The organism is Stenotrophomonas bentonitica (assembly GCF_002887735.1).
Taxonomy (GTDB): Bacteria; Pseudomonadota; Gammaproteobacteria; order Xanthomonadales; family Xanthomonadaceae; genus Stenotrophomonas; species Stenotrophomonas bentonitica_A.
The window spans coordinates 34484-48288 of sequence record NZ_PKQP01000008.1 but is presented as its reverse complement, the minus strand read 5'-3'; the positions used below and the strand labels follow the sequence as shown (position 1 = coordinate 48288).

Genomic DNA, 13805 nt, shown 5'->3' with positions numbered 1-13805 from the left:
GTCGCGGCGCTGCGTCGTCGCTGGGGCACTAGGCCTGCTGTGGGTTGCCCGTTGACCCCGATCCTGTGGCCAGCGCTTCTGCCACCCGTTGCTGCAACACGCGGATGTCGAAGGGCTTGGACACGAAGGGCACCCGTTGATGGGCGCGTGGCACTATCTGGTGATAGACCGCGGAGGCGAACAGGAAAGGGGTGCCCGTGGCGGCCAGTCGGTCGGCCACAGGGAAGACCGATCCGTCGCGAAGCTCCACGTCGAGGATGGCCGCATCGAATCGCTGGCCGGTGAGGGCGCTGAGCGCATCCGTCACGGAATCAGCGCTGACCGCCGTATGACCTGCCTCCTGCAGCACTTCGATGAACAACCGGGAGAGCTCGGCTTCGTCTTCAACAACCAGTACGGTACGGCCTGTAGGTACAACAGTGGAACGGTTCATGGGGGTGGGACAAAAGAAGAGGCCTCCATGGTGTGCCTGCACGCGTCAAGGACGAGGGAAGGGCCGTTGCCTGTCCGTTGACACGCGCCGGTCGGCCGCCGCCCCCGCGGCCGCCGGAGGCGTAAAATGGCCAGCCGCTGACGCTGACGAGTGCCCTCCCCATGCCCTATGCGACCCGTGACGCGATCCAGCGGCTGCGCGAGCAGATTCCTTCTTTCCGCTGCGTGGTGGGGTGCCACGACTGCTGTGGGCCGGTCACCGCCTCCAGCGAGGAAGTTGCCCGCCTGCCGCTCAAGAGCGATGCCGAGCATGCCGCCGCCCTGGAAGCGCTGAGTTGCCCGTACCTGGGCGCCAATGGCTGCGAGGTCTACGAAGAGCGGCCGTTGATCTGCCGCATGTTCGGGACCACGCCTACGCTGCGCTGCCCGAACGGCCAGCGACCGGTCTACATGCTGGACGAAAGCGTCGAAGCCGATATCCACCAGTTCCTGCGCAGCACCCGCCAGGTCCTCATCTGACGGGCACTGTGGCTGTGCGGGACGCCATGCCCTCAGCTCGACCTGCGGGCGCCCAGACGCCAGACGGCGAGGCCGCCGTACAGCGCCAGCAGCGCCGCCAGCGTCCATATTTCGTGGCTGACTTCGCTGAGGCTGGCATCCATCTGGTTCAAGCGCACCATCAGGTTGATGCCGGGTGTGGTGGGCAGCAGGTGCGCCAGCGCGACCAGTGCCGGCGGCGAGGTGACCGCTGGCCAGGACAGGTTGGCCAGGAAAAACAACGGGATCGAGCAGGCGATGACGACCTGGAACGCACGCTCGCGGGTGGCGAAAAAGCTGCCCACGAACAGGCCGAACGCTACCGTGGCTGCGATGAACAAGGTGCCGCCCAGCAGCTGCCCGAGCGGATTGCCACCGCGCGGATAGTCCTGCACCCACGCGGTGAAGCCGGCGTAGTAGAGCAGGCCGAGCAGGCCGATCGCACCGAAGCCGACGGCCATCCCGGCCAGCGTCGGCAGGTCGAAACGCAGCCGCCGGCCCAGCGCCAGCCGCCGCGCGCCGAGCAGTACGCCGATGCCCATGAGCAGGGTCTGGTGCACGATCAGTTCGGCCACGCCGGGGACGATCGCGCTGCCGTAGCCCTCCTGGGTGTTGAACAGCGGGCGTTGCACCAGGGTGATCGGCGGTGCCTGCGGCGCGCCCATGAAGGCTGCCTGGGACACCGCCGCTTCCCGGGCGAACGCGGTCAGGGCATCGGCCACGCCGCCGAGCACCCAGCTGGCGCGGCCCAGGTAGGCGCCGTTGCCCATCAGCACCAGATACCCGTTGCCCCCACGCAGGATGTCGCGCTCGAGGTTGGCGGGGATCAGCAGGATGCCTTCGGCCCGGCCGGCTTCCATTTCATCCCGGGCCTGGTCGACGCTGGCCGGCTGGTCGACGATGCGCACCGTGCGCAGCGCATCCACGCGACGCAGCAGTTCCCGGCTGGTCGCGCTCTGGTCGTGGTCGACCACCACGATGGGCAGGTTGGTCGCCACCTGGTGGCGGTAGGCGGCCGGGTAGAAGAACGAGTACAGCACCACCGCGCCCACCATCAGCACGACTGCGTAGCGGTCGGTGAGGACCGTGCGCAGGGTCAGGCGCAGGCTGCTGCCGAAGCGGCTCATGCGCTGGCTCCGGAGGCCGCGGCCGGCGTACCCGGATCGGCAGCCCGCGCGGCGGCGATCAAGCGCCACCCCCCGATGCCGCCCGCCACCAGCACCATCAGCAGCAGGGTACCCAGTGGCCACAGGGAAACACTCCACGGGGCGCCGACGAACTGCTGCTGGGTCTGCAGTTTGACGTAGGCGGTCAGGGGCAGCAGCGCGTTCCATATGCGGGTGAACAGTGGCGCATCCACCACCGGGAACGTCGCCCCGGAAAATGCCAAGGCAGTCCCGATGCTCAGGCCGATCGCGGAGAGCGCGCTGCCCATGTCGCGGGTGAGCGCCACGAACAGCAGCGCCACCGCCGCGCAGGCCAGATAGAACAGCGGCTGGCCCAGCATGAGCAACAACGTGCTGCCGGCGATGCCGTCGCCACGGACCCGCGCGAGGTAGAGCACGCCGAGCGCCCCATACGCCGAAAACAGCAAGACATAGGGCGCGATCTTGCCGACGATGGCCGACCACGGGGCATCACCGAGCCACGCGCGCAGGTGCCCGTCGCGCACTTCGCGGCCCAGGCTGGCTGCGACCGCCAACGCCAACCCCAGCGACAGAACCGCCGGGAACAGCAGCGGCAGCAGGAACAGCTCATAGCTGCGTGCCGGGTTGTGCAGGATGTCCGACTGCACCGCGATCGGCGGCGCGCGCAGCTTGGCCGGGCCCACCTGCTTGCCGATGCGCCCGCCCAGCAGGCGCGCATTCCAGGCGCTGACGGCTTCAACGATGTCGCGCACGGCGGACTGGCCAGTGGTGAGGTAGGTGGCGTTGTAGTACGCGAACACCGTGCCCTGTTCGCCACGCAGGGCGTTGCGGGTCGCATCGCGCGGCACCAGCACGACGGCGAACACGTCCAGCCGCCGCAGCTGCGACTGCGCATCGGCCAGACTGATCGGCTGGCTGGCCACGCGCACCCCGGGGCTTGCATCGAGCATCCGGGCCAGCTGCCGGCTCTCGGCGCTGCGGTCCAGATCGACGACGGCGATCGGGATATCGCGCATCACCGAGGCCGCGAACAGCCAGGCCATCACGCCCAGCATCAGCGCTGGCAGCAAGGTGACCAGCAGCAGATCGGCACGATCCTGTCGCAGGTGCTGCAGCTCGCGCTGCAGCGAGGCGGTGATGCCCGCCCGCGCCCGGCGGTTCATCCCTGCGGCCACGCGAACAGCACGCTCATCCCCGGCCGGAAACCTTCGATGGGGGCGACCGGGCGCAGCCGGATCTCGAAGCTGCGCACGTCATAGCCGGACGATTGCCGGGTGGCGCGCCAGGTGGCGTAGTCGCCCGCCGGATTGATGAAATACACCTCGAAGTCGGCGTCGCGGTCCAGCGCGGGAACGCTGCCGTGCAGGCGGCTGCCCACCTTCAGGCCGCGCATCTGCGACTCGCGCAGGTTCACTGAAACCCACATGTGGTCGATGTCGACCAGGGTGAAGACCGGGTAGCCGGCCGGCACCAGCTCGCCGATATCGGACATGCGCTTGTTGATCTCGCCGGCCACCGGCGCGCGGCCGTTGACCTCATCGCGGGCAGCGTTGACTTCGGCCACCGCGCCCTGCGCCTGGCGGACCTGGCCCTGCGCGGCGCGCTTGTCCTGGTCACGGGCACCGGCCAGCGCCTGGTCGTACTGCGCCCGTGCGGCATTGGAGAGCTCGCGCGAGCTGCGCGCCTGCGCCAACGCTTCATCGCGCTTCTGCCGGGTCATGACCCCTTCGTTGAACAGGTTCTGCACGCGCTGATAGGTCGCCTCGGCCAGGGTGGCACCGGCTTCGGCACGCTTCCAGTTGGCCTGCGCAGCGCGGATATCCTCGCTGCGTGCACCTTCGTCGGCCTTGTCGGCCACAGCACGCGCCGCTTCCAGTGCACCATGCGCCTGCTCTTCCTTGGCCGCCACTTCCGGACTGTCGAGCACGAACAGCACCTGGCCGGCCTTGACCCGGTCGCCTTCGCGCACCTTCAGCTCGGCAAGACGCGCGGTGATCTTCGCGGCTACGTTGATGGTGTCGGCGTCGGCCATGCCCTGCAGCTGCTCGGCCGGGGTACGCCAGGCCAGCCAGAGGCCGACCACCACGACGACCACCAGGGCCAGGCCAATGAGGATGCCCGCCTTGCGCTTCTTCGGCGGCGGCGCGTCGGCGGCGGCCTGCAATGTGTCATTCATGCGCGATCACCTCGTCGCCCCGGCGGCGGAATTCTTCGTATCGGTCCATCTGTCCACTGATCTCCAGCAGCTGTGCCAGCGCTACGTCGTATTGATAGGCGGCCTGCGCGCGTTCCACCTGCGCGCCCCCCAACCCCAGCCGTGCATCGATCACGTCCAGCGAGGTCGCCTGGCCTTCGCGGAACGCCAGCTCCTGAAGGCGCAGGTTCTCACGGCTCTGTTCAATGCTGCTGTCCAGCAACAGGAACTGCTGGCGGGCGGTGTCCAGTTCGTACCAGGCCTTGCGAACGCCCAGCGTCACCTGGTTCTCGGCTTCGCGCAGGCCGGCTTCCGCCTGCTCCTGCTGCGCGCGGGCGGCGCTGATCTGGGCCGGGCGCGAGCTGGGCGAGAGGAAGGTGTACTTCAGGCCGATGCCGAATGCCCAGTCCGGATCGGTCAGCATCTCGTCGCGACGGCGGAAATCGTACTGGCCGAACAGGAACACGGTGGGTTTGAGCTTGGCCTGCTGCACGCGCACGCCTTGTTCGGCCTGCGCCACCAGGGCGCGCAGCCGGGCGATCTGCGGCTGCCGGGCCTGGGCCTCGCGTTCGAAGGTGGGCAGTGCACCGATCGGCGCGCGATGCACGAACAGCGGCGACACCGGGCGGACCTCGCCGCCGCTGCGGAGCAGGGTGGCCAGCGCTGCCTTCAGGGTCTGCAGATCGTTCAGCGACTTCTGGTAATCGCGCTCGGCCTTGTCGCGGGCCACGTTGGCCTGCAGGCGCTGGGCGCGGGTGGCAAAGCCCTCGCGCTCAAGCTTCAAGGCGTCGTCGAGGTGGCGCTGCAGGCCATCGCGGACATCCCGCCGCACATCGACGGCCTGCTCGGCAAGGCGCTGACCAAAATAGGCCTGGGCCAGCTGCACGCTCAGCGATTGCCGCTGCGACTCGCGCTCGGCACTGGCCTGGTCGGTCGCGCCGGCCGCCGCCTGCTGCGCCGCCGGGATCAGCCCGCCGGTATACAGCGGCAGCACCGCGGTCACCACCGGGCGGGTACGCCAGTCACGCTCGGTGAACTGCAGCGGCGAATCGATACCGAAGGCTTCGGCAACCGGGGCCAGCGAACCCAAGGGGAGGGTGAGGGTCTTCTGGAACTGCAGGCGGCGCACTTCACCGGTGATCTCCGGCAACCGCAACAGGCGGGTGGCGTCCTGCAGGTCCTGTTTGTTGCGCACCGACGCATCGGCGGCGGCCAGCGCATCGGAGACCTGCTCCAGCCGCTGCTGGGACTGCTGCCAGTCCAGCGCGGGGATAGCGGCGGCGCCCGGGGCGGGCTGGGCGATGGCCAGGCCACTGAAAAACAGCAGGGAGAGACTGGAAAGTCCTTTTAACGCGCGCGTTGGCGGCAGATGCCGGCTCACGAGGGGGCAGCTCCGTGGGGTGTGACGGCAAGAGGGTAGTGTGCGTCGCGTGAAGTGCGGGTCTTCACAACGGTGACCGTGGGAACCCGGACAGTGGCGCACTGCACATTGACAATTCTCCTATCAGGACGTTTATATCCCATTCGGGATGATTGTCTGCCGCATGGGGTGGTCCTCCCTTGAACGCCGCGCGAGCCGGAACCGCGGGGCGAAACGCGCTTCAGTACGCCCTTCAAGAGAGCACGACATGACAGCAGTAAAGGGTTGGCGGCGGTTTGGGCGATGGGTGAAGTGGATCCTGCTGGGTCTGTTGGCGCTCGTGATTCTCCTCACCCTGGTGGGCGTCGTGTACGAGGCGCTGGCGCGCCGGAACGCGGCGGACGAGCATCCTCTGCGCGGCGAAATGGTCGACATCGGCGGGCGGCAGATGCATATCGAGTGCCGGGGCAGCGGCTCGCCGACGGTGATCTTCGAATCCGGCCTGGGCACGGGCGGCACGCTCGACTGGACCCGCGTGCACGACCGGATCGCCCGCTTTACCCGTGCCTGCGCCTACGACCGTGCCGGCATCATGCGCAGCGACGCAAAGGATTCCCCGCAGCGTGCATCGGCCGTGGCTGATGACCTGCATGCGTTGTTGAAGGGCGCCGGCATCACCGATCCGCTGGTGCTGGTCGGCCATTCGATCGGCGGGCCCTACATCCGGACCTATGTGGGTCGCTACGGCGATCAGGTCGCCGGGCTGGTGATGGTCGACCCCTCACATCCAGATCAGATCGCCCGGCTTGGCAGCGTGGTCAGCATCAACGTCCACCCGAAGAAAGTGTCGCTGTTGATGCATGCCGCGACGGCACTGTCGCGGACCGGCCTGGTGCGCTTCCTGTTCTCGCGCGCCGATCATGGCCCCCGCCCCGAGGATGAGGCGGCGGAGATCACCGCCTTCTCCAGTACCTCGGTCAAGGGCGCGACCGCCGAAGTGGATGGTTTCGACAGCACCATGGACGATGCCCGCGCGGTCACCTCGTTTGGCGATCGCCCGGTGATCGTGCTGACCGCGCTGAAGCCGTTCAAGCCCGAGGAGCTGGAAAAGATGGGCCTGACCGCGGAGGAGGGCGCCCGGTTCAAGCAGGAATGGCGCACCCTGCATGCCGAGCAGGCCGCCATGTCCAGCCGCGGGCAACAACAGATCGTGAGCGACGCCGGCCATTACATCCAGATCGATCAGCCGGATCGGGTGGTGGACGCGGTTCGTGAGGTCGTGGATGACGTGCGTGCAGACGCGCGTACCGACAAGGAGATGAAATGATGAAGCGCACTCTGCTCTGGGCCGGTGTGTCGATGCTGTTCGCCGCCCATGCGGCCGCCGCCGACTATGACCTGGTGATCCGTGGCGGCCGCGTACTGGACGGTGCCGGCAACCCCTGGGTCCGTGCCGATGTGGCGGTCAAAGACGGGCGGGTGGCACGGGTCGGCCAGGTGCCGGGGACCGGCACCCGCGAGATCGACGCGCGCGGGCGTTATGTGTCGCCCGGCTTCATCGACATGATGGACCAGTCCGGCGCGGCGCTGCTCAAGGATGGCGCCGCGGAGAACAAGCTCCGCATGGGCGTGACCACGCTGATCGGCGGCGAGGGCGGACCGCCGGTGCCTGCGGCGGGCATGCCGGGATACTTCAAGCAGCTGGAGACGCAGGGCATCGCGGTCAACTTCGGCACCTACTACTCCTCTACCCAGGCCCGCGTGCATGTCATGGGCGATGTCGCCGGTGCCCCGACCCGCAAGCAGCTGGATGCCATGGGTGAGCAGGTCAAGATCGCGATGGAGGCCGGTGCGTTCGGTATCTCCAGCGCGTTGATCTATGCGCCCAGCAGCTTCCAGAGCACCTCGGATCTCATTTCGCTGGCCAAGGTGGCCGCGCAATGCGATGGCTTCTATGCCACCCATATGCGTGACGAAAGCGAGGGCGTGGTCAAGGCGATCGAAGAAGCGATCGAGATCGGTGAAAAGGGCGGCGTGAAGGTGGAGATCTTCCACTTGAAGGCGGCCTATGCACCGGAGTGGGGCAAGCTGATGCCGCAGGCGCTGGCCACGATCAATGCGGCGCGCGACCGCGGTGTCGATGTCGCCGCGGACCTGTACCCATATACCGCCGGCGGCACCGGGCTGGAGATCATCGCGCCGAGCTGGGTCTGGGCCGATGGGCTCGAGAAGGGCATCGAGCGCGTGCGCGATCCGAAGGTGCGCGAACGCATGAAGAAGGAAGTCGCCGCTGGATCGATGCCCGGCTGGTCGAACCTGGTGCACGCCTCGGGCGGTTTCCAGAACGTGCGCCTGGCCAACAGCTTCAGTGACAAGTACCGGCGCTTCCACGGCAGGACGCTGGCCGAGATCGGTGCCGAACTGAATCTGGACCCGGCCGATGCGGCCTGGGATATCGCGCTCGAAGGGCTGCCCAACCGCGCGGTCGCGCTGTATTTCATGATCAGCGAGCAGGACGTACAGCTCGCGCTGCGCCAGCCCTGGGTCAGCATCGGCAGTGATGCCGCGGCGGCGGTGAACTACGGCAGCGAAGGTGCCATCGGCCTGCCGCACCCGCGCGCCTACGGCACCTTCCCGCGGATCATCGCCGAGTATGTGAAGCGGAACCAGGTACTGACGCTGGAGGATGCCGTCCGAAAAATGACCGGCTGGCCCGCGCAGCGGATGGGCTTGAGCGACCGCGGGCTGATCCGTGAGGGCATGCGCGCGGACATCGTGCTGTTCGATCTGGACACGCTGGACGATGTGGCGAGCTGGGATGTACCGGCCGGCGCGCCGACCGGCATCGAGACCGTCATCGTCAACGGCGTGGTGAGTTTCGAGGGTGGCAGGCACACCGGCGCCCGGGCGGGCTCGGCGCTGCGCCACGCCTGCCACACGCGCTGATCCACGTGCGCGCCACACCAACTTCAGGACCCACCTCATGATTCGATACTCCTTCCGCTGCAGCCTTCTGGCCCTGGCGCTCGCCGCCTCCGCGCCGGTGCTGGCGGCCGCACCGCCGATCACCAGCGCGGACGATCTGGGTACCGCGGTCTCGGCGCAGCTTGCGTGCGCCGGCATTTTCGTGGCCAACCGCACCGAAGCCGACGTCCTGCGCGATGACGTGCATGCGCTGGCGCCTTTCACCAGAACGGTCGCGCTGTCGGTGGATCGCAAGGCCGGGACGGTCACCGCCTCCGCGCCCGGCACGCCGACCCGTACCGCGCTGTATCGCCCGGCGGTCGGCTGCACCCTGACCACCGGCGATGTTCCGTTGAAGGCCCTCAAGACGCAGGCGGGGCGGCTCAAACCGCTTGCTCCCTTGCCGGCGCGCCCCTGGCCCCAGGGCGACACGCCCGTGCCGGCGCTGCAGGCGGCGGCTGAAGCGAAACTTGACCGGGCTGCACTCGATGCCGCGGTCAGCGCCGCCTTTGATGAGCAGAACGTCGGCGGCTATCCCGACACGCGGGCGATCGTGGTGGTGCAGGGCGGGGCGATCGTCGCCGAACGCTATGCGCCCGGCTTCAACCAGAGCACGCGCATGCTGGGCTGGTCCGCGACCAAGAGCATCATGGGTACGCTGGTCGGCCTGTTGGTCGATGACGGTGTGCTCAAACTGGACGAGCCGGCACCGGTGCCCGAGTGGAAGGGCGCCGGCGACCCGCGCGGCGCGATCACGCTGCGCCAATTGCTGACGATGTCCAGCGGGCTCACCTTCGTGGAGAGTTACAAGCCCGGTAACGACTCGATCAAGATGTTGTTCGAGGCTGGCGACATGGGGGCGCTTGCCGCTGCGTTGCCGCTGGAGCATGCGCCGGGAACCTTCTGGAGCTATTCGTCCGGCACGACCAATATCCTGTCGCGGATCGTCTTCGAGGCGACCGGTGGGACGCTGGAAGGCATGACACGGTTTGCCCAGACGCGGCTGTTCGAGCCCGCAGGGATGCGCAGTGCACTGATCGAGCCGGATGAATCGGGTGTGCTGGTCGGCAGCTCGTACGGGTACGCGACGGCACGCGATTGGGCGCGGTACGGACTGCTGCATCTGAACCACGGCGAGGCGGGCGGCAAGCGGCTGCTGTCGCAGCAATGGCTCGACTTCGCGGTGACACCGACCCCGGCCTCACCGCGGCCCTCGTACGGCGCGCAGCTGTGGTTGAACCGGGCCGAAGCCGGCGGAGAAGGACGCAAGGTGCTGCAGGATGTCGCGACAGATGCCTTCATGGCGATGGGCCATAACCACCAGATCGTGGCCGTGATTCCCTCGCAGGATGCGGTGATCGTGCGCCTGGGCTGGACGCCGGAAGGCCAGAAGTTCGACTGGAACAAGTACCTCTCGCAGATCGCGGCCGCGCTTGCGCCCGCCGCTCCCGCCGCAAAGTAACCAGAAAAGCAGGGAAAGGGGAGGGCGCCGAACCCGGCGCCCGTTGACAGTTCTCTTAGGAGAGAACTAATGTCTCAATGTGAGAATTACTCACCATGAGGCAGGGAAACCAGATGTGCTTGATCCAGCTGTTGGGAACGTCCCCGTTGACGCGTGAGCGTGGTGCAACCAGGGCGCACGTCTGATGGCCCGCCTGAAACTCGGCATCGCCGTCGACGCCCTGCGCCTTGCGGCACCCTTCCGCATTTCCAGCCACGTGTTCGACAGTCGCCTGGCCGTCCTCGTCACCCTGGATGACGGCACGCACATCGGGCGTGGCGAGGCGACCGGGGTGTACTACCTGGGCGAAGACGTGGAGACCATGCGCATCCAGCTGGAAGCGGCGCGCGATGCGATCGAGGCGCATCCCACGCGCGAGGAACTACGTGCGATCCTGCCGGCCGGCGGCGCGCGCAACGCGGTCGATGCCGCCCTGTGGGAACTGGAATCCAGGCAGACGCGAACGCCCGTATGGGCGCTTGCAGGGCTGGAGGCACCGCGGCCACTGCCGACAACCTTCACGGTCGGCGCCGATGAGCCGGCCGCGATGGCGGCGGCCGCTGTGGCCTACCGTCAGGCGCACTCGATCAAGGTGAAATTGACGGGCGATCTCGACCTGGACATCGCCCGCGTCGCGGCCATCCGCGCGGTACGGCCGGATGTGTGGCTGGGCGTCGACGCAAACCAGGGGTATCAGATTGGTGATCTCGACCGGCTGGCCACCGCCATGGTGGACGCCGGTGTGGCGCTGATCGAACAGCCGCTGGCCCGCGGGCGCGAAGCCGACCTCGATGGATTCGTCTCGCCGATTCCGCTGGCCGCGGACGAAAGCGCGCTCACCCTGGCCGACGTGGACGGCCTGAAGGGTCGCTTCAACGTCTACAACATCAAGCTCGACAAGTGCGGCGGCCTCACTGAGGCGCTGCTCATCGCGGCAGCCGCGCGCGAAGCGGATCTGGGCGTCATGGTCGGCTGCATGGTCTGCAGCAGCCTGGGCGCCGCGCCGGGCTTCGTGGTCGGGCAGTTGTGCGATCTCGTCGATCTGGATGGCCCTACGTTCCTCAAGCAGGACCGCACGCCTGGGGTCGTCTATCGCGACGGCACGATCTGGTGCGACGAGGCCGTCTGGGGCGCCGCACGCTGAGGCGCGGGGCGCGCCTGGCGCACGATTTGATGTCAATGCTGCGTCGCAGGATTGACAGTTCTCTGAACAGGACTATTGTGTCCTACATGGGCTTGTAAGCAGCCATTCGTCCCCAGGAGCGTCATTGCCAGGCCGGCCCCCACCCCAGAACGCCGGGGTGCCCTGACTGCCGCATTCCGTGCCCATTGCCGTGGGCTCCCAGCTTCGCTACCGAGGTCTCATCACCATGAGTCACTGTTCGCTCCGAATGAACGCGTTGTCGCTGGCCTGCGCTGCAGGCATCCTGGCCCTGGGCTGCAGCGCCACGGCACTGGCACAGGTCGCCGCCGAGAATCCCGAGCGCGATGACGTGCATACGCTGGGCACGGTCACCGCCACTGCGCAGAAACGCGTGGAAGTGGTGACCGACATCCCGATGTCGATCAGCGTCATCAGTGAAGAGCAGCTCGATCGCCTGCAGGTCAACAACATGAATGATCTGGCAGGCCTGGTCCCCGGCCTGCAGATCACCAGCCTCGGCGCGCCGGGCCGCTCGACGATCTCGATCCGCGGCATCACCCCGATGGGCAACACCGCCTCGACCTCTATCTACGTGGACGATGTGCCACTGACCGCGAATGGCTCGCTCTCCGGCGCCACCTCGGGCATGTTCGACCTGCTTCCCTACGATGTGCAGAACGTGGAAGTGCTGCGCGGTCCGCAGGGCACGCTGTACGGTGCCAGCGCGCTGGGTGGCGTGGTCAAGTACGTCACCAAGCGGCCGGACCTGGAGTACTTCGCGGGCCGCGCCGGGGCGACGATGCGCGTCGTTGACGATGGTGGCCGGGTGGGTCATTCCGAACGCGCTGCGGTCAACGTGCCGCTGGTGAAGGGTCAGCTGGCCCTGCGCGCCAGCTATGCCGAGCAGACCAGCCCGGGCTGGATCGACAACAGTGTCCTGCATCGCCGCGACACCAACGACGTGTACCAGAACGCCGGCCGCCTCTCGCTGCTGTGGAAAGCCTCGGACACGGTGGACGTCCTGCTCACCGCGATGCGCCAGGAAAACAAGGGCGACAATTTCGCGACGGTCGCCCTGGACCCGGTCACGTTCAAGCCGAAGCTGCCCGGCTACTCGAACGAGTACCTGTTCCTGCAGCCGAGCACGATCAAGTACGACGTGTACGGCCTGACAGTGGACTGGGACGTGGGCTGGGCCGACTTCACCTCGGCCAGCAGCTGGATGAAATCCAACTCCTGGCGCCTGCAGGACCAGTCGGTCGAGTACATTCCGCTGCTCGGCCAGAAACCCGGCGTGGGCCCGGTCATGGCATACGCCGGCCTGGACACGGATATCGAATTGAAGAAGTGGACCCAGGAATTCCGCCTGACCTCCAAGGGCGACAGCCGCCTGCAATGGCAGCTCGGCGCGTTCTACACCGATGAAGACGCGGCCTACATCGAGCGCGGCAGCGCCTTGAGCCCGGCCTTCAACCCGGTGCTCGATCTGTTCACCGCCTCGGTGCTGACCACCTACAAAGAGAAGGCGCTGTTCGGCAACGCCACCTGGAAATTCACCGACCGCTTCGATCTGGCCCTGGGCGTGCGCCATGCCCGCAACGACCAGGAGTTCCGCCAGACCCTCGGCGGCCCGCTGGGTGGTGACGGGGTGCAGCGGATCACCGAATCCTCCGAGAGCGTGACCACCTGGAGCGCCAGCCCGCGCTTGTTCCTGGGCGAGGACACCATGGCCTACGTGCGCGTAGCCACCGGCTACCGCGCCGGCAGCCCGAACCCCATCCTGCCGGCCGCGCCGGAAGTCCCCGCGCAGGTCAAGTCGGACACGTTGATCAACTACGAAGCCGGCTTGAAGAGCCACTTCTGGGATCGTCGTGCGCTGGTGGAAGTGGCCGCCTTCCGCATCGACTGGGATGACATCCGCCTGAATCTGCTCACGGCCCAGGGCATCTCCTATGGCGTCAACGGCGGCGAAGCACGCAGCCAGGGCGTTGAGTTCACCGGCGCACTGATGCCCGTCGATGGGTTGCGCCTGAGCAGCAGCCTGACCTACACCGATGCCAAGCTGACCGCGCCGATTCCGCCGGCGCGCCCGGGCGGCCCCAACCAGGCCGAATCCGGTGCCCAGCTGCCACAGGTGCCCGAGTGGGCCGGCAGCCTGCAGGCCGATTACCAGTTCCCGACGAGCGGCGAATGGGGCTGGAGCGTCGGCGGCGCGCTGCGCTACTACGGCGAGCGTGCGGCATCGGTGGCATCGACACAGTCCTTTGACCTGCCCAGCTACACCACGGTGGACCTGACCGCCGAAGTCAGCAGCCAGAACACGACCGTGCGCTTCTTCGTCACCAATCTCACCAACAAGGACATCTACGTGGCGGCTGGCAGGACGATTCCTGCGGCCGGTGCGCAGCAGTACCGGCGCTGGAATGCGGTGATGATGCAGCCGCGTACCGTGGGTGTTTCGTTGGATTACAGCTTCTGATCCAGCGGGGCAGGGCAGTGCGGCCCCTTTGGGGCCGTGCTGCCCG

11 protein-coding genes are annotated in these 13805 nt (G+C 67.5%); 6 read left to right on the top strand and 5 right to left on the bottom strand.

From position 1 onward, the window contains the following. Positions 1–28: 28 nt before the first annotated feature. Positions 29–433 carry a response regulator gene (locus C0R07_RS14550; protein ID WP_102789260.1) on the bottom strand — a complete coding sequence of 135 codons (405 nt, stop codon included), beginning with the start codon at positions 431–433 and terminating at the stop codon, positions 29–31. A 161-nt stretch (positions 434–594) separates the two neighbouring features. Here C0R07_RS14550 and C0R07_RS14545 point away from each other — a divergent pair, with 161 nt between their 5' ends. Continuing rightward, positions 595–951, top strand: a complete 357-nt coding sequence (locus tag C0R07_RS14545; protein ID WP_102789259.1) for a YkgJ family cysteine cluster protein — start codon at positions 595–597, stop codon at positions 949–951. A gap of 32 nt (positions 952–983) precedes the next feature. On the opposite strand, the gene C0R07_RS14540 is transcribed toward C0R07_RS14545, so the two are convergent. From C0R07_RS14540 to C0R07_RS14525, 4 genes are read right to left on the bottom strand one after another with little or no spacing between them, the layout of a single operon-like run. Beyond that, a complete protein-coding gene (locus tag C0R07_RS14540) occupies positions 984–2096 on the bottom strand; it encodes an ABC transporter permease (protein ID WP_019183697.1) in 1113 nt (370 codons plus the stop codon). Beyond that, positions 2093–3280: an ABC transporter permease gene (locus tag C0R07_RS14535; protein WP_102789258.1), complete on the bottom strand. Its 1188-nt coding sequence runs from the start codon at positions 3278–3280 to the stop codon at positions 2093–2095. Before C0R07_RS14535 ends, C0R07_RS14540 begins: the two co-directional genes overlap by 4 nt. Further along, on the bottom strand, positions 3277–4293 hold the full coding sequence (locus C0R07_RS14530) for an HlyD family secretion protein (protein WP_019183699.1): 1017 nt from the start codon (positions 4291–4293) through the stop codon (positions 3277–3279). Before C0R07_RS14530 ends, C0R07_RS14535 begins: the two co-directional genes overlap by 4 nt. Beyond that, the gene (locus C0R07_RS14525; protein ID WP_254427873.1) at positions 4286–5638 is read right to left on the bottom strand and encodes a TolC family protein; all 1353 of its coding nucleotides are present in this window, start codon (positions 5636–5638) and stop codon (positions 4286–4288) included. Before C0R07_RS14525 ends, C0R07_RS14530 begins: the two co-directional genes overlap by 8 nt. A gap of 202 nt (positions 5639–5840) precedes the next feature. Here C0R07_RS14525 and C0R07_RS14520 point away from each other — a divergent pair, with 202 nt between their 5' ends. The 5 genes from C0R07_RS14520 to C0R07_RS14500 all read left to right on the top strand — a co-directional run bounded on the left by C0R07_RS14520 (position 5841) and on the right by C0R07_RS14500 (position 13759). Beyond that, the gene (locus tag C0R07_RS14520; RefSeq protein ID WP_102789256.1) at positions 5841–6998 is read left to right on the top strand and encodes an alpha/beta fold hydrolase; all 1158 of its coding nucleotides are present in this window, start codon (positions 5841–5843) and stop codon (positions 6996–6998) included. Beyond that, positions 6995–8617, top strand: coding sequence for an N-acyl-D-amino-acid deacylase family protein (locus C0R07_RS14515; protein WP_254427862.1), 1623 nt, complete (start codon positions 6995–6997; stop codon positions 8615–8617). The genes C0R07_RS14520 and C0R07_RS14515 overlap by 4 nt, the downstream gene beginning before the upstream one ends. 37 nt (positions 8618–8654) lie before the next feature. Then, a complete protein-coding gene (locus C0R07_RS14510) occupies positions 8655–10097 on the top strand; it encodes a serine hydrolase domain-containing protein (protein ID WP_102789254.1) in 1443 nt (480 codons plus the stop codon). 184 nt (positions 10098–10281) lie between these two features. Then, on the top strand, positions 10282–11280 hold the full coding sequence (locus tag C0R07_RS14505; RefSeq protein ID WP_070474085.1) for a dipeptide epimerase: 999 nt from the start codon (positions 10282–10284) through the stop codon (positions 11278–11280). Between the two features lie 226 nt (positions 11281–11506). Beyond that, entirely contained in the window at positions 11507–13759 is a 2253-nt protein-coding gene (locus C0R07_RS14500) for a TonB-dependent receptor (protein WP_102789253.1), read from the top strand. Positions 13760–13805: the final 46 nt, after the last annotated feature.